This window comes from Streptomyces sp. NPDC058257 (assembly GCF_042881845.1).
In the GTDB taxonomy this organism is placed as follows: Bacteria; Actinomycetota; Actinomycetes; order Streptomycetales; family Streptomycetaceae; genus Streptomyces.
In genome coordinates this window covers 54860-71251 of the sequence record NZ_JBHVXJ010000010.1, presented here as the reverse complement: position 1 = coordinate 71251, position 16392 = coordinate 54860, and the positions used below count along the sequence as shown (strand labels likewise).

At 71.7% G+C, this 16392-nt stretch carries 14 protein-coding genes; 6 read left to right on the top strand and 8 right to left on the bottom strand.

The window, feature by feature from the left end:
• Positions 1 to 307: 307 nt before the first annotated feature.
• The 5 genes from ACFVXC_RS23690 to ACFVXC_RS23670 form a co-directional block, all read right to left on the bottom strand.
• The gene (locus ACFVXC_RS23690; RefSeq protein WP_389908183.1) at positions 308 to 673 is read right to left on the bottom strand and encodes a hypothetical protein; all 366 of its coding nucleotides are present in this window, start codon (positions 671 to 673) and stop codon (positions 308 to 310) included.
• Between the two features lie 111 nt (positions 674 to 784).
• Positions 785 to 2149, bottom strand: coding sequence for an AAA domain-containing protein (locus tag ACFVXC_RS23685; RefSeq protein WP_389908181.1), 1365 nt, complete (start codon positions 2147 to 2149; stop codon positions 785 to 787).
• A complete protein-coding gene (locus ACFVXC_RS23680; protein ID WP_389908179.1) occupies positions 2146 to 3732 on the bottom strand; it encodes a hypothetical protein in 1587 nt (528 codons plus the stop codon). Before ACFVXC_RS23680 ends, ACFVXC_RS23685 begins: the two co-directional genes overlap by 4 nt.
• 484 nt (positions 3733 to 4216) lie before the next feature.
• Positions 4217 to 5371, bottom strand: coding sequence for a hypothetical protein (locus ACFVXC_RS23675; protein WP_389908677.1), 1155 nt, complete (start codon positions 5369 to 5371; stop codon positions 4217 to 4219).
• Positions 5322 to 6329, bottom strand: a complete 1008-nt coding sequence (locus ACFVXC_RS23670; RefSeq protein ID WP_389908674.1) for a phosphatase PAP2 family protein — start codon at positions 6327 to 6329, stop codon at positions 5322 to 5324. The genes ACFVXC_RS23675 and ACFVXC_RS23670 overlap by 50 nt, the downstream gene beginning before the upstream one ends.
• A 280-nt stretch (positions 6330 to 6609) precedes the next feature.
• Between ACFVXC_RS23670 and ACFVXC_RS23665 the strand changes: the two genes are divergently transcribed.
• Positions 6610 to 7209 (top strand): histidine phosphatase family protein, encoded by a 600-nt coding sequence (locus ACFVXC_RS23665; protein ID WP_389908177.1) that lies wholly within the window; start codon positions 6610 to 6612, stop codon positions 7207 to 7209.
• Positions 7210 to 7283: 74 nt separating this feature from the next.
• On the opposite strand, the gene ACFVXC_RS23660 is transcribed toward ACFVXC_RS23665, so the two are convergent.
• On the bottom strand, positions 7284 to 8735 hold the full coding sequence (locus ACFVXC_RS23660; RefSeq protein ID WP_389908175.1) for a tetratricopeptide repeat protein: 1452 nt from the start codon (positions 8733 to 8735) through the stop codon (positions 7284 to 7286).
• Between the two features lie 271 nt (positions 8736 to 9006).
• Between ACFVXC_RS23660 and ACFVXC_RS23655 the strand changes: the two genes are divergently transcribed.
• Positions 9007 to 9516: a hypothetical protein gene (locus ACFVXC_RS23655; RefSeq protein ID WP_389908173.1), complete on the top strand. Its 510-nt coding sequence runs from the start codon at positions 9007 to 9009 to the stop codon at positions 9514 to 9516.
• Between the two features lie 65 nt (positions 9517 to 9581).
• A complete protein-coding gene (locus ACFVXC_RS23650; RefSeq protein WP_389908171.1) occupies positions 9582 to 10442 on the top strand; it encodes a spermidine synthase in 861 nt (286 codons plus the stop codon).
• 82 nt (positions 10443 to 10524) lie between these two features.
• On the opposite strand, the gene ACFVXC_RS23645 is transcribed toward ACFVXC_RS23650, so the two are convergent.
• Complete coding sequence (locus tag ACFVXC_RS23645) at positions 10525 to 11067, bottom strand: hypothetical protein (protein ID WP_389908169.1); 543 nt, start codon at positions 11065 to 11067, stop codon at positions 10525 to 10527.
• Between the two features lie 77 nt (positions 11068 to 11144).
• On the opposite strand from ACFVXC_RS23645, the gene ACFVXC_RS23640 reads away from it, so the two are divergent.
• From ACFVXC_RS23640 to ACFVXC_RS23630, 3 genes are all read left to right on the top strand, one after another.
• Positions 11145 to 11834, top strand: coding sequence for a response regulator transcription factor (locus tag ACFVXC_RS23640; protein WP_389908167.1), 690 nt, complete (start codon positions 11145 to 11147; stop codon positions 11832 to 11834).
• Positions 11831 to 13219, top strand: coding sequence for a sensor histidine kinase (locus ACFVXC_RS23635; RefSeq protein ID WP_389908165.1), 1389 nt, complete (start codon positions 11831 to 11833; stop codon positions 13217 to 13219). The genes ACFVXC_RS23640 and ACFVXC_RS23635 overlap by 4 nt, the downstream gene beginning before the upstream one ends.
• 285 nt (positions 13220 to 13504) lie before the next feature.
• Positions 13505 to 14557: a chitinase gene (locus ACFVXC_RS23630; RefSeq protein WP_389908163.1), complete on the top strand. Its 1053-nt coding sequence runs from the start codon at positions 13505 to 13507 to the stop codon at positions 14555 to 14557.
• Positions 14558 to 14715: 158 nt separating this feature from the next.
• Here the strand turns inward: ACFVXC_RS23630 and ACFVXC_RS23625 are convergent, their stop codons facing one another.
• Complete coding sequence (locus tag ACFVXC_RS23625) at positions 14716 to 16368, bottom strand: bifunctional aspartate transaminase/aspartate 4-decarboxylase (RefSeq protein ID WP_389908161.1); 1653 nt, start codon at positions 16366 to 16368, stop codon at positions 14716 to 14718.
• Positions 16369 to 16392 lie beyond the last annotated feature (24 nt).

Sequence of the window (16392 nt, the reverse complement as noted above, 5' to 3'; positions counted from 1 at the left end):
TTCCCGGGGGGCTTGCGAGGGGTCTGCAAGGCGCAGCGCAGGCGCAGGGCGTCTCTGCGGGGGGCCGCGGCGGGGCTCAGGGGTCCTGCGGAGGTCCGCGGTAAGGGCTCGCAGTGGTTGGTCTCTGCGGGGGCCCGCGGTGAGGCTTGCGGTGGTTTCTGCGAGGGGTCAGCGAGAGTCCGCGCGGGGCCCGGTGGTGTTTCGCGCGGGGCCTGACAGGAGACTGACGGGTGCCTGACGGGTGTTTCGCTGGGCCCTCGCGCTCCCCCTGCCTCGCGTCCCTCGGACCTCCCGCCTCGGCGGGCCCTCAGCCCTCCGGACCGCCGCCGCCCGCACCGGCCCCGCGCAGCAGATCCCGCCCGAACTCGACCATCTTCTTCGCGTAGTCCTCGGTCCACTGCGCGCGCTCGGCGATCACGGCGGGCGTGAGGCGGTCGAAGCGCCGGGGGTCGGCGAGCTGCGCGGCCGCGATCGCCTGGAACTCGACCGCCCGGTCCGTCGCGGCCCGGAAGGCGTGGGTCAGCTCGGTGGCCCGGGACAGGAGCTCCTGCGGGTCCTCCATCGACTCCAGGTCGAAGAAGTGCTCCGGGTCGGCGACGGCCTCCGCGGGCTCGAAGAGCAGGGGCGCGGGGCGCATGCGCTGCTCGGTCCGGGACCGATCGGGCTCCGCCATGGTTCTTCCTCCTCGTACGGTTCTCGGCCGTGGGGGGCCGTCTTCCATTCTCCCCTGCTGCGCAAGGGGGCCGTGTGCCCAGGGCTGCGGGGGGCTTCGGCACTCTCGGGCCTACGGCCGCCAGGCCACGCGGTGTTCGGACCACTGCGCCCACGTGGACATCATCGCCTCCCAGCCGTCCGGGAACTTCACCGTGACGCCCAGCTGGACCGGTTCCGTCGACGGGTGGTCGTCGAGCAGTTCGCTGACGCCCGCGCGGCAGACCACGATGCAGGCGTGACGGTGGCGGGAGGCGAGGACGCAGAGGCGGCCCGTCTCCAGGTGGAACGCGGTGGCGTCCGGGCGGCCGGAGAGCGGGTGAAGGACCACCGTCACGTCGAACTCGCGGCCCTGGAGCCGGTTGGCGGTGTCCACCGTGACGTCCGTGACGCCGAGCGCCGCGAGGGACGCGCGCACCGCCGCCGCCTGGTCGCGGTGGGCGGTGCCGACGGCGATGCGGTCGGCCGTCAGGGGAGCGGGGTCCGGGTCGCGTTCCGAAGTGGCGGCGCCGCCGCGGTCCAGGAGACGCCTGACGACCTGGGCCACCGCGCGTACGGCCTCGGGGTCCGTCCGCGGCGTGTTCCGCGCGGGCAGTTCGAGCAGACCCCAGCCCGACTCCGCCGCCTCGTCGATCACCCGGTCAGGACCCGAACCATCCGACGGAACGCCGAAGTCGAGCGTCCTGTCGCCGTGGTCCGTGCCGCTGCGGAAGGGTGTGTACGGATAGAACGCGGCGGAGACCAGCGGGGCCGCCGACGCCGGTAGCCGCCAGGACACCGGCAGGCGGTGCTGGGGCAGTTCGGGGTTGTGCGCGAGCAGCGTCGTCACGGCGCTGGCCGAAGGGTCGTACGCGAGGCCCGCCCACTGCTCGGCGCCCACGATCGAGAACGGGTCGAGCTGGCCGGGGTCGCCCACGAACAGCGCCCGCTCGAAGAGCCCGGCAACGGCGAGCAGAGCGTCCGAGCGCATTTGATACGCCTCGTCGACGATGGCGTGCCCCCAGGGGGCGTCGAGCTTGGCGACCTCGACGTGCGCCCACTTCGCGGCGGTCGACACGACGACGTCGAGCCCGGCGAGGTCGGCGGCCTTCGTGGACGTGCGGACGAAGGGCAGGCCGTCGAGGGCCTTGTCGTACGCGTCCGGGTCGCTGCTGTGCAGACGGCCCACCGGCAGCTCCGGGTCCTTCTCGGCGAGACGCAGGACCAGGTCGTCGACCTGGGCGTTCGTCTGCGCGATCACCATCAACGGGCGTCCGGCCGCTGCCAGTTCGCGGGCCGCCCGGACGACGAGGGTCGACTTGCCCGCGCCGGGCGGCGAGTCGACGACGACGCCGCGGTGCGCGCCGTGCAGCGTGTCGTGCAGGATCGCGTCCGTGGCGCGGGTGGCCGCCGCGCCGGGGTCGAAGGAGGCACGGTCGAAGGGGGCGGTGGGACTCACAGGGTGTCCTCCGGCGTCACGGGATCGGGGCGCTCGGCGGCGTCGCCCGGCGGGCCGCCGTGGGTCCAGGGAGTCTCATCGGGTTCGGGGAGCTTGGGGCCGCCGCGCTGCTCGTGCTCGAAGAGCGTCCAGCAGATCCGCTCGCCCTTCTCCGGCACAGAGCCTGGCTCGGGCTCCTTGCCGCGGCCCATCTTGTCGGTGACGCGGAGGATGACAGTGCCCGCACCTTCGTGGGCGACGAACTCGGCCGTCTGCGGCTTGCCCTGCAGCGAGCGGTACACCTTCGCGCGCTCGGCCAGGTGCGGGTGGTCGTCCGTGCGGACCGTGACGAGGGGGCGCGGCCTTGGACTCTTGCTCTCGCTGTACGCCATGACCACCTCGGTCACCTCGCCCGCGAACGCCTCGCCCGCGAGCCGGCGGCCCGCCATCACCAGGGGGTCGTCGAGTGCTTCCTGGGCGTCGAGCCTGGCCTGCTCGCGCTCGCGCGCGGCGAGCTTGTTCGCCGCCGTCACCGCGTCGTCGATGCGGGGCTGCGGGGGTTCGCCCGCCGTCACGCGGTCCCGGTGGCCGGTGAACGACCAGCGGTCGCGGATCCAGCGGTCGGCGGCGTGCGGGGTCTCGGGGAGCGTGCAGAGCGCGTCGAGGCCACGCCACACCGCGTCCCAGGTGGGGCGGGTCCTGCTCTCGATCAGGGAGCGGATCTCCCGCTCGGCCGCGGCCAGTTCGGCGAGGCGGGTGTCCGCCTCGACGCCGTCCTCGGCGGCGGCGAGGGTGCCGCGCGCGCGGTCGTAGCGCTCGATGGCGGGGGCGAGGAGGCGGTTGTCGAACGCCGGGTCCGTGGCGGGGCCCGCGGGCGGGCAGAGCAACTGGCCGTCCTTGTCCCGGGCCAGCTCGGCGCGGAGCGCGGCGTCGGCCCCGGAGGTGCCTTCCGGGGCCTCGATCCAGGCGAGCAGGGCGCCCAGGTGCTGGTCCTCAAGACTTGACTGGCCGGTGGCCCAGTGCCGGGAGAGCAGTTCGGTCATGGCGACGAGGAGGGAGGAGCCGGGGACGCGGGCCCGCTCCCCGAAGTGGGTCAGCCAGCGGCCGAGCAGGGGGACGCGGGGCGGGGCGGGATACGGGGTCTGAGGGTCCTGCTCGGCGGTGCGGCGGAAGCGGGTGGAACGGCCGATGAGCCGTACGAAGTCGATGCCGGCGCGGCTCGGGACGATCAGCTGCGGTGCGTCCGCGCAGAGTTCGACCTCCACCTTGACGCGCTTGCCGGTCTCCGGGTCCTTCTCGCTGCGTTCCGCCGCTTCGACGTCGTCCGCGAACGTGTCGACGTACTCCAGGACGGTGTCCGCGAGTTGGGCGAGGAAGGTGAAGCGGAGGTCGCGGTCGCGGGGCTGGGGGACGATGAGCACGCGGGGCGATGTCCGCTCCGTCCCGACGAGCGCGCCGAGCGGGGCACCTGCCTCACCCGCGGTGATGAGGGGGACGAGGACGAGGGGGCGCTGGGAGAGGTGCCGGTGCCGTGCCGTCGCCCTCGGCTGAGCGCGTCCGGTGGCCACCGCCTCCAGGCGGGCCAGGCTGTCGATCAGTGACACGGTCGGGGGGCCTCCATGATCGGCGGGGCCGCTGGGCTCGCCTGTTCGGCTGCGCGGGGCGTCGGTGCTGGTGTCCGCGAGCCATGGTCTGCTGCTTCGCCGCTTGGCGGTGGGGGTTTCCCGTCCGCCCACTCGATTACCCGGCGACAGCCGGTCGGCGAGGGGTTCAGGGGCGGGTGAGCGGTCGGGAAGGGAACGGCTGTTGCGCGGTGCGGTTCGGCTGCGCGGGGCGTCGGCGTCGGTGTCCGCGGGCCGTGGCCTGCTGCTTTGCCGCTTGGCGGCGGGGTTTTCCCGTCTGCCCCGTCCGCCCACCTGATCGCCCGGCGACAGCCGGTCGGCGAGGGGCTCTGGGGCGGGTGAGCGGGGGAGCGGTGTGCGGTCGGCGGGGAGCTCCGGAGCCGGTGGGCGGGCGGGGAGAGGGGGGCCGCCTTCGGACGGAGATGCGGGCGTCGGAGCGTGCGCACTGGTCGCGTCACTCCGGCGCTCAGCACGGCGCGCCCCCCGCCGTGCCCCCGCCCGAGGCGCCCACGCCGGCCAACGCCTCTGTTCTCAGTGCCGCCGCCCTCCGCAACGCCGCCACCGCCGGGTCCGCCGCGTCGCCCGATGTGCCGTTGGCCGCGGAGAGGACGCCCGTCACCGTCGTCAGGCCGCCCAGTTCGCCCCGCAGCGCGCGGCCCAGGGCCGTCACCGCGTCCTGTTCGCGGGAGCGTTCGCGGCAGTGGAAGGCCAGTTCGCAGGCGGCGAGGCACTCGGGGGCGTATGTCGCGGGGACCGATTCGACCGCTGCCGTCAGGTCGGCCGCGGGACGGGTCACGTCGAAGGTGGTGCCCTCGGGAAGCGCCGCCGCGATGTCCTCGATGCGGGTAAGGCGCGCCAACTGGCGCCTGGTCACCGAGATTTGTTTGCGTACGTCGATGGCCGACGCCGTCGGGAGGTTCGAGAAGTCCTTGGGGCAGACCAGGAGCACGTGGTGCCGGACCTGGGGCGCGGGATCCAGGTGGGCCGCCACCCGTTCGAGCGCCAGTGCGTACACCGCGGCCTGGCGCGCCGCCGCGCCCACCTTCGCCGCGTCCGCCGAGCCGTCGATCATCGGGAAGGACTTGATCTCGACGACCGTCCAGGTGCCGTCGGGGTGGATCACCACCGCGTCCGGTTCGAGGAAGGCGGGTGTTCCGGCGACGTCGAGCGCCAGCATGGGGTGGTCGAGGAGGGTCCAGCCCTCCGTCGACACCGCCTCGCGCAGCGCGAGCGAGGTGCGGGCCGCGCGGCCCTCGGGGCCCACCGCGGTGAGATCCGGCACTGCCGACTCACCGGGCACCGGCTCAGGACCGCCCCCGAGCCTGCCGTGCGCCAGACGCAGCAGCTCCGCACCGCCGTCCGCCTTGACCTTCGCCTCGAAGGCGTTGCCCCGCATGAACGCGAACTGCGACTGCCCGAAGGAGGCGGGGGAGCCGAGCGACTGCGCGAGGGTCGCCTTGTCCACGCCCGCGCCGTCGAGCAGCGCGCGCCTGTTGCACCCGGGATTGGCGGCGAGAGCCGCGAGGGCGCGTGCGTCGAGCGGCTGAGCGGGGACGTCAGGACCGCGCAGCTCAGCGAGACGCTGTCGCAGCGCTGTCCCCCGCGTCGGCGGATCGGGCACTCGACTCGGCGCGTGGCTCGGCGGGCCGCTCGCGCGGCCGGGGAATTCGCTCACCTGTCGAAGTCTGGCACTCGGCACTGACAATTGAGGACTCTGGGACGGACGAGGCCGACGGCGAGCCCGTGACGGACGCCGCGTTCGACCCGGCCACCACCCCCGCCGAAGGCCGCGCGACCGCCAGCGGCAGCCGCACCCTCGCCTTCACCCGGTCCGCGAGCCGCAGCACGGGCTGTACGAGGAGCAGGCCGACGCCCATCACCACGGCGCCCGCGACCGCGTCGAGGAAGTAGTGGTTCGCGGTGCCCATCACGACGATGGTGGTGATCAGCGGATAGCCCACCGCCGCGACCTTGGCCAGCGGCGAACGCCCGTGGCGCCACAGCATCACACCGCACCACAGCGCCCACCCCACGTGCAGGCTCGGCATCGCCGCGTACTGGTTGGTCATGCCGCCGAGCCCGCGCGGCGCACTCGCCTCGCCGCCCCACCAGCCGTAGTCGCTGTACTGCGCCATGGTGTCCACGAATCCGTGGCCCGCGCTCAACAGGCGGGGCGGGCAGGTCGGCAGGAGCGTGAAGCCGACCAGGCCGATCAGGGTGGAGCTCATCAGCCACGCGCGTGCGGCACGGAACTGGACCGCGTGGCTGCGGAAGACCCAGACGAGGATCAGGGGCGTCACCACATAGTGCAGCGACGCGTACCAGAAGTCGGCGGGGACGCCTATCCAGGCATGCTCGGTGAAGAGACGGTTCAGCGGGCTCTCGGCGTTGAGGCGCAGGAACTTCTCCACGCGGAGGATGCCCACGCCGTGGTCGACGGCGGTGGACACGTCGCCGCGCGCCAGCAGCCGTCCGGCCGAGTAGAGGGCGTACACCACCAGAATCAGCGGCAGCTCCGTCCACCAACGAAGCCGTAGCCCGCCGGTGCCCCCGGTGCCCGGCGTGTCCCTCTGCGGCATCCGGTCGTTCCCCCATCCGTTCTTGGTCATGCGGTGTTCGCCGCCGCCTCACTTTACGGCGTACGCGAAACCGCCCTGAGGCGGTCCCCGGTCGTCTTAGACGCTGAGATCGTCGAGCGGGTTGCTCCTTGTGGGCACGGATGATCGCGTTGTGGGCACGGATGATCGCGACATCGCGCGTGAGTGATGATGGAGGGTACGGACAGCTGTCTGTCCGCGGAAATGGCTCTATGACAGCTGATGGTCTCCACCGATGGCCGTCGGTTCGGAAAGGCTCGACATGGCACCGCGCATCCTGCTGGCCCGGCACGGACAGACCGAGTGGTCCCTGTCCGGGAAGCACACCGGCAGGACGGACATCCCGCTCCTGGAAGAGGGCCGCGACGGCGCGAAACTACTGGGTGATCGCCTGCACCGCGCCCCCTTCGACGGCCTCCCGGACGTCGAGGTGCGCACAAGCCCCCTCTCCCGCGCCCGGGAGACCTGCGAGATCGCCGGCTTCGGGGACCGCGCCACCGTCTGGGACACGCTCATGGAGTGGGACTACGGCTCCTACGAGGGAATGACCCCGGCCGAGATCCAGGACGTACGCCCCGGCTGGTTCATCTGGCGCGACGGCGTCCCCGGGGGCGAGACCCTGGAGCAGGTCACCGCCCGCGCGGACGAGGTGGTGGACTGGGCGCGAAGCGCGGACCGCGATGTGCTGGTCTTCGCGCACGGGCACATCCTGCGGTCCATCGGCGCACGCTGGCTCGGCCTCGGCATCGACTTCGCCGCCCGCGTCCGCCTCAACCCGACGTCGATCTCCACCCTCGGCTGGGCCTACGGCGAACCGGCCGTCGAGTCGTGGAACGACACGGGGCACCTGTCGCAGCACTGACCGCTGTCCGCTGTCCGCTGTCCGCTGACCGCTGTCCGCTGTCCGTTGTCCACGTGGCAGTACTGACTGCCTGTCTATACGACCCTCGGCAACGAAGCGTGCCGCTCCAGGAAGCCGCACACCCCCGAGGCCCGCCGGTGCGGAAGCAGCACCCGGGCCGTCGTGGCGAGCATCGACTGGATGCGCGACGACCGCACCTCGTCGAGGAGCCCGAGCACCCGCAGCCCCGCCGTCGCCGCCTCGTCAGGGCGGCCCGCGCGGGCCAGGTCGTCGGCGAGCTCGGCGGTGTAGAGGGCGATGTTCCGGGTGAACTGCGGGGTCTGCGCCGATGCCACGCTCACCGCGCGCCGTGCGTGCAGGGACGCCCGGTCCCACTCGCCGAGCGCCGACCAGCACTGCGCCTCGAGGCCCTCAAGCTCGGCGGGGCCGTAGAAGGTCATCCACTCCGGGTCGGTGTCCGAGGGGCCGCGGTCGAAGAGGATGTGCGCGCGGGTCAATGACTGCTCGCAGCCCAGCCGGTCGCCGAGCCCCGCCCAGCCTCCCGCCTCGCGCATCGCGAGGAGCGAGAGCAGCCGCGGCGACGCGAGGTGGCGGGCGGCGCGCGCCGCGGCCTGGGATGCCCGCACCGCCTCGCGGGGCCGCCCGGCGTCGCGGGCCAGGAAAGCCGTATTGCAGAAGGCGTGTGCTTCGAGAGCCGGATCGGCGGACATCCGGGCCGTCGCGAGAGCCTCCGCGTAGTGCGAGCGCGCGTCGTCGAACCGGCCCGAGTCGTGCGCGAGCCAGCCCACCGAGATCGCCAGTTCACCGGCGCCCGCGTGCAGCCGGTCCGCCGTCGACTGGCGGGTGGTGCCCGCGTCGAGCAGGGCGTACGCGGTCCGCAGCGGGGCGGAGGCGCGGCGGTAGAGGCCGTCAGCGCCGTGCCGGTCGTCGAGCAGCCGGATCTTTCGCACGGCGGCCTCGACCGCGCTCACCTCGGCCTCGCCCACCCGGCCGCCGCGCCCCGTGCCCGTGGTGGCCTCGGCCGGACTCTGGGCGGCGAGCCCGAAGGGCCCCAAAGAGACGGCGGCCACGGTGGCCGTGCCGCTCATGAATGCGCGGCGCCGCACGTCGTTCTCCTCGCTGCTCCTGATTTCGTACGGGTCGCACTCGCGTGCTTCGAGGCCGGAAAGGCCGGACGGAGAGGACTCGTACGGATGGAGCGTGGTGTGTGACACGGGCGCTTCGGACTCGGCGCGCGCCCCCCGCCCGCGCACTGTGGACCGGGGCGCGAACCCCAGATCCGTGAGCGTCCGGCCGGGGAACATATGCAGAAAGACCCGTTCGTACGCGTAGTTGGGGCAGCGGATCTCCCCTGCCTCGACGCGTCCGACGTAACGGGCGTCGCAGCTGACGCGCTCCCCGATGTCGCGAGCTGCTCTGCGGATCACGGCTGCGAACTCGCTCGGCGAGCGCTGACCGCGCAGTCGCCGGAAGCGAACGTTCGCCCGTGGGGACGGATTTGACGATGCCATCGGTGACGACGCCATGGCCTGACCCTCTCGTGCGGATCGTGCCGGAGTGCGACGAATCCTGCGGATCCGGCGATGCTTCCCCCTGTTCCGGCGAAGCAAGAACGTACCCGGTCCGATAGGGACGGCATGCGGAGTTTGGCTACAAACCGGATATCTCACCCTTCATCTGCCATGAACTGCCATCCTTTGCGGCGGTATTACGCCGTAGCTATTGACGCCGTCCCGCGTTGAACCATGTGGAGAGGGAGCGACGTGGCTTCCGCCCTTGCGAGGAGGGGTCCCCTTGATGGAGATCGGCGTGGAGAACGGCGAATCGCGGGCATCGCTGACGACGGCACGACACCTGCCGACCCAGGACCACAGCGCACCACCACAGCAGGGCGTCTGCCCCACGGAGTCCTTCGAGTCCCCCGAGCCCCCCGAGTCCACGGACTTCTGCGATCTCGTCACCGTCCCGGCCCGCCAGGGCCTCGAAGCGGTCGACATCCTGCGCCGCGGCGCGGGTGACGCCGTCGGCCCCGTCCTGCACGACGGGGGGTGCGACACCCTCGGTTTCCTGGTGCCGCCCGGCACCGCCGACGCCTGGGACCTGCCGGGCAGCGCGTGTACGCAGACCTTCGGCCGCGGCACCCGCCCGCGCACCGAGCCGGAGCCCGTCCGCCCGCCGCCCCCGGTCGCCGGGACAGGGTGGCTCCTTCCCCCCGACGAGACCGACCCGGTCACCGATCCGGCCGTCCTGCGCGCGGCGCTCGGCATGGCGGCCCGCACGATCGAGGCCGCCGACAACTGCCGCTGAGCCCGTGACGGGGGATGCTCCAAGGTCATCGGGCCGCGCCGTCCGCGTGCGCCGATAATGGTCGGATGGCAAGGAACAGGCGATCCCGGGAAGAGGCACAAGCCGTCGTCGAGAAGGTGGACGGCGGGCTCGCCGAGCTGATGCCCGACCGGGACAGGCCGCGCGCGTGGACACTGCTCGTGGACGGCGCCCCGCAGTCACACGTCGACCTCGACGACCCGGCGTACCTCGATTTCGAGTACCAGCGCAGGCTCGGGCACGTCGCCGACCTGGTCGCGCCGCCCGGCAAGCCGATCCAGGCCCTGCACCTCGGAGGCGGCGCCTTCACCCTCGCCCGCTACATAGCCGCGACCCGCCCACGCTCCACCCAGCAGATCATCGAGCGCGACACGTCACTCATCCAACTCGTCCGCCGCGAGCTCCCATTGGACCCGCAGGCGCGGGTGCGCGTGCGTGGCACCGACGCCCGCGAAGGACTGGCGAAGATCGCGGACGGCTGGGCGGATCTCGTCATCGCCGACGTCTTCAGCGGCGCCCGTACGCCCGCGCACCTCACGAGCGCCGAGTTCCTCGGGGACGTACGCAGGGTTCTGAAGCCCGGCGGGTACTACGCCGCGAACCTCGCCGACGGTCCTCCGCTCGCGCATCTGCGCGGCCAGCTCGCCACCGCCGCCACGCTCTTCCCCGAGCTCGCGCTGATCGCCGACCCGGCCGTACTGCGCGGCAAGCGATTCGGCAACGCGGTGCTCGTCGGCTCCGCCCGGCCACTGCCGATCGCCGAGCTGACCCGGCGCAGTGCGGGGGACTCGCATCCGGCGCGGGTCGAGCACGGCCGGGCGCTCGTCGACTTCAGCGGGGGAGCGGCGGCGGTCACGGACGCGAGCGCGGTGGCGTCGCCCGCGCCGCCGCCGTCGGTGTTCCGCTGAGGACGCTTCGGATGTGAGGAAGCTTTCGCCGGGGTTTTCAGCCGAGTTTTCTCAACTCTGGGTCTTCCGCTGAACCAACCGGTCAGTACTCGTTGATTTCTACCGCCGGGGCATGGTCGTGCCACGTGCAGAACACCGAGACTTTCTCGGTCCCCGACGTGAACTCCACCCGGATCCAGGTGTCCTGCTTCCACACCTGCACCGACCAGCCCGCCGCCGGGGTCGCCGAGACCAGCGTCGCGGAGACCTTGCCGAGATCGAAGACGACCCGGCCGCCGGCGGTGGAGTAGCTCTTCACGTCGCCGGGTGCGGAAGCGTGCGTGGAGGGGGCGCTCGGCTTGCCCGCCTCGCCTGTCCTGCTCTTGGAAGGCTTGCTCTCGGGAGTCTTCGAGGGGTCCTTCGACTCTGGCCCCGACTTCGACAGGGAGGGGGTCGGCGTCGGGTCCGGGCGGTGCGTGGAGGAGGAGAGCGGCTCTGCCCGGTCGCCGTCGGCGGCCAGCGGGACGGCGCGCGGCGGGTCGTACGCGGTGCCCGCCATGACCGTGTGGACGCCCCACCAGGAGAGCGTGACCGCCGCTCCCGTGGCCAGCGACCAAGCCATCGCGTGTATGAGTCCTCTGCGCATCGCGAGCCATACTGCACCACAGGGGTCGCCGCTGTCCCACGCGACCGTGGTCGCTCGTATGGCGTACGGTGCCGCCCATGGCAAGTGTGCTCGTCGTCGAGGATGACCAGTTCGTACGCTCCGCTCTCATCCGGCATCTGACCGAGGCATCGCACACCGTGCGCAGCGTCGGCACGGCCCTTGAGGCGCTGCGCGAAGTGGCCCATTTCCGTTTCGACGTGGTGATCCTGGACCTCGGTCTGCCCGATCTCGACGGCTCCGAGGCGCTGAAGATGCTGCGCGGGATCACCGACGTCCCCGTCATCATCGCCACCGCGCGTGACGACGAGACCGAGATCGTCAGGCTCCTGAACGACGGCGCCGACGACTACCTGACCAAGCCGTTCTCCGTCGAGCACCTGTCGGCCCGGATGGCCGCCGTCCTGCGCCGCTCGCGCGCCGCGGCGGACGAGGCGCCGCCGAGCCGGGAGATACGGGTCGGCGGGCTCGCCATAGACCCGCTGCGGCGCCAGGTGGAGCTGGATGGGGCGCGGCTCGATCTGACGAGGCGCGAGTTCGACCTGCTCGCCTTCCTCGCCGGGCGTCCCGGTGTCGTCGTACCCCGCAAGGAGCTGCTCGCCGAGGTGTGGCAGCAGAGCTACGGGGACGACCAGACCATCGACGTACATCTGTCGTGGCTGCGAAGGAAGTTGGGGGAGACGGCCGCCAGGCCGCGCTATCTGCACACGCTGCGGGGTGTCGGCGTCAAGCTGGAGCCACCGCTGTGAGATGGGCACTCGTCAAGGTGTGCCTGGCCGTCACGACGATGGTCGTGGTGGCCTTCGCGGTACCGCTCGGCCTGGTCATCCAGGAGATGGCGCGGGACCGGGCCTTCTCCAACGCCGAGCGGCACGCGGCCGGCATGGGCCCCACGCTCTCCATCACCACCGACCGCGATCAGCTGACGCGGGCCGTCGCCACGTCCGAGGCGGGCGGCGAGGGGCGGATGGCGGTGTACGTGCCCGCCGTCGACAAGGCGCCCGCCCTGGAGATCGGCGACCGGCGGGCGGACGCGCAGGCGGTGGAGACCACGCGCAAGGAGGGCCGGGCGCGGACGGCGACGGTCGACGGAGGCTTCGCTCTCCTCCAGCCGATGGCGCTGAGCTCCACCCAGATCGCCGTGGTCGAGATCTTCGTGCCCGAGGGCGCGGTCAGCAACGGGGTGACCACGGCGTGGCTGGTGCTCGCGGGTGTCGGCGTCGCGCTGATCATCGGGTCCGTGGCGGTGGCGGACCGGCTCGGCGTACGTATGGTGCAGCCCGCCAAGCGGCTCGTGGGGGCGGCGCGGTCCCTGGGGGAGGGGAAGCTGGGTTCGAGGGTCGCGGAGGAAGGCCCGACGGAACTGCGCCTGGCCGCGGTGGCGTTCAACTCGATGGCGGACCAGGTGGTGCAACTCCTGGCGAACGAGCGGGAACTGGCGGCCGACCTCTCCCACCGCCTGCGCACCCCACTGACAGTGCTGCGGCTGAACGCGGCCTCCCTTGGGGACGGTCCCGCGGCCGAGCAGACCCGTATCGCGGTGGCGAAGCTGGAACGCGAGGTCGACACGATCATCCGCACCGCCCGCGACGCCAAGCCGCAGACCGTCGCGGTCGGCCCCGGCGCCGGCTGCGACGCATCCGAGGTGATCCAGGAGCGCATGGCCTTCTGGTCGGCGCTCGCGGAGGACGAGGGGCGTGAGGTGCGGGTCGCGGGGGTGGAACGCCCGGTGTGGATACCGGTGTCCCGCCCCGAACTCGTCGCCTCCCTTGACGCGTTGCTGGGCAACGTCTTCCGGCACACGCGGGAGGGGTCGGCGTTCGCGGTGGACGTGCACAGCGGGGAGGACGCGGTGATCGTGCTCGTCTCGGACGCGGGGGCGGGGATCGCCGATCCCGAGGCGGCGTTGGCGCGGGGCGCGGGGTCGGGGGCCGACGGGTCCACCGGCCTGGGGCTCGACATCGTGCGTCAGCTCGCGGAGTCATCCGGTGGGGATGTCCGCATCGGGCGGTCCGTGCTCGGCGGCACGGAGGTCCGGATCTGGATCCAGCTGGACGGGCGTCGGCCTGTCGCCGGGGGGCGGGGGCACGGGGGGTCCGTACGTCGCCGAAAGCGCGCCCCTGGCGTGCGGTAGCTCTCTTTTTGGGCGGTTGGTCCACCCGATCTCCCCGCGTGGAACATGGACATGCGGGCGGCCAAACCGCATGGGGGAGGGGCGACCCGGGGTGCCGGGCGGGGGGAAGACCCGCGCGGAGCGCGGGAGAAGCGTGTTCGGGAGACGACCTTTAACCGGCCCCGATCGCTCCCTTAAGCGCACCCTAAGATCCAGTGCAGAGCCCCAATTGTCCGCGATGTCGCGCCCCCGCGAGGCTAACGTGCTGACGCACCCCCACCCCCGCACAGCTAAGGCAGGCACGCGATGAGCAGCACGCATCGGCGCACGGTGAGCACCAAGTCCAAGGTCATAGGCGGCCTCGCCGCCGTCGCCCTCGTCGGCGGCGGCGCCTTCGCCTTCTCCGGGACGGCGCTCGCCAGCAAGGCTCCCGCCGAGCCCACCGCGCCCACCGCGAAGGCCGAGAGCAGCGCCAAGTTCGCCCCGTTCGTGGACACTTCACTGGCTCCCGCGTACGACCTCGTCGACACCGCGACCAAGACCGGCGTCAAGGAGTTCAACCTCGCCTTCATCACCTCCGGCGGCAGCTGCGAGCCCCTGTGGGGCGGCGTCACCGGGCTCGACGACGACAAGGTCGCCTCGCAGATCGGCGACCTGCGGGCCAAGGGCGGCGACGTACGCGTGTCCTTCGGCGGCGCCGCCGGCTCCGAGCTCGGCCTCAAGTGCGACAGCGCCGACGCGCTGGCCAAGGCGTACGGCAAGGTCATCGACAAGTACAAGCTGACGAAGGTCGACTTCGACATCGAGGGCGGCGCCCTTCCCGACACCGCCGCCAACACCCGCCGCGCGCAGGCCATCGCGCAGCTGCAGAAGGACCACGCGGGCCTGGACGTCTCGTTCACGCTGCCCGTCATGCCCGAGGGCCTGACCCAGCCGGGCGTCGACCTCGTCGCCGACGCGAAGAAGAACGGAGTGAAGGTCTCCGCCGTCAACATCATGGCGATGGACTACGGGCCCTCCTACAGCGGTGACATGGGCCAGTACGCCATCGACGCCGCGACCGCCACGCAGAAGCAGATCAAGGGCGCCCTCGGTCTCTCCGACGAGGCCGCCTGGAAGGCCGTCGCGGTCACCCCGATGATCGGCGTGAACGACGTCGCCACCGAGGTCTTCAAGGCCGACGACGCCACGCAGCTGGTGAAGTTCGCCGAGGAGAAGGGCATCGGCTGGCTGGCGATGTGGTCCTCGACCCGCGACAAGGCCTGTGAGGGCGGCGCGGGCAACAGCGCGCAGCCGACCTGTTCGTCGATCGAGCAGGAGCCGCTCGCCTTCACGAAGGCCTTCGGCGCCTACAAGTAGCCCCCGGAACCACCGGCGCCTGCGAGTAGCCCCCGGAGCCACCGAGGCCTACAAGTAGCCCCCGCCCCCCTGACCCGCCCGAACCACCGCCCCCCACGGCGCCTCGACCGGCACCCCACATCCCCCCACCCGGTCGGGGCGCCCACCTCTTGCCCGCACTACCCCGCCTTGGACGCCTTCCACTCCGACGCGTAGTCGTTGAAGATCGCCCGCAGATGGTGCCCGATCTTCAGGTAGTCGAGGTCGTCCAGGTTGGCGAGCGACACCCGCACCGACCACTCGGGCCCCTCGAACCCGCCCCCGTTCAGGAGCACCACGTGGGTCTGCTCGGCGAGGCGGAACAGCGGGTCGACCGGCTCGTAGCTCCTCTCCAGGAAGTCGGCGAAGTCCTTGCCGTGGACGCGTTCCGCCTCGGCGAGCAGGTCCAGCTCGATGTAGTACCCGGCCCGCTCGGGGTCGTCCGAGATCTTCATCTCGGCTCCCTCAAGGAGCAGTTCGAGCCGCTGCCGCACGATCGAGCGGATGCGCAGCTTGTACGCCTGCCCCTCCTCCAGCATGTCGAAGAGGGAGAAGAGGACCATCATCATCTGCTGGGGGAGCGAGAGGCCCGAGGTGTGGTTCAGGGCCACCTGGCGCGAGTCCGCGACGAGGCGGTCGATGAACTTGATCTTCTCCGGCTCAAGGGTCAGCGTCCCGTACCGCTTGGCGAGCCGGTCCTTCTCCGTCTGCGGGAGCGCCGCGATCAGCTCGTCGATGACGTTGTCGTCGTTCAGGCCGATGACGCCGAGCCGCCAGCCGGTGCAGCCGTAGTGCTTGGAGTACGAGTAGACCAGCAGCGTGTTGCGCGGCAGGTCGGCGGCGATGGAGCGGAAGCCCTCGACGAACGTGCCGTACACGTCGTCCGTCACGATCAGCAGGTTCGGGTTCGACGTGGCGACGATCTGCTTGATCTGGTCCGCGACCCGCTGACTCAGCGCCAGCGAGGGAGGGTTGGAGGGGTTGACCAGGCAGACCAGCTTGATGCCGGGGTCCGCCAGCTTCGCCACCTCCTCCTGCGGATAGCGCCACTCCCGTACGCCCGCCTCGGCGAACATGCTGGCCTGGACGTACGTCACGTCGAACTCGTACGTGTCGAGCTCGGGAATCTCCACGTACGGCGTGAACACCGGCACCATCAGGGCGATCTTGTCGCCCTTGCGCAGGATGCCGTTCTTCATGAGCGAGTCGAAGATGTAGCACATCGCGGCCGTGCCGCCCTCGGTGGCGAACAGGCTCAGATTGCCCGCCGGGGGCTTGTGGTCGAACATCTCGTCGGCGACGTAGCCGCGCACGATCTGCTCGGCGTGCTTCATCATCCGGTCGGGCACGGGGTAGTTGTCGCCGACCGAGCAGTCCGTCAGCTCATGGATGAAGTCGTCCCTGTCGAAGCCGAAGCGCTCGACGGCGTACTCGACGCAACTCTGGAGCAGCTCGATGCCGGGCAGGTCAGGGTGCTGGCGTACGAAGGTGTCGAAGCGGACGCCCGACCCCGTCTTCTCCGGCATGCCGCCGAGGTTGTCGGCGGTCCAGACGCGGCGGGACTCGGAGAGGGCGAAGTAGCCGAGCGCGTAGAACGCCTCGCGAGGTCCTGTGGCGACCCAGTTGGGGTTGCCGCGGCCCGCGTTGAGCATCTGCGCGCTGGACTTCTCCTTCTGGCCCGGCTTGTCGGCCTGCACCGCCTGGGCGATCTGGATGAACTTGTCCTTCAGCTCGAACGGGCTGAGCTGCGCGAACGACTGGATTTCCTCGCGGGTGAAGGTGGTCTTGGGCACGGCTCGTTCCTCACATGCGGACGG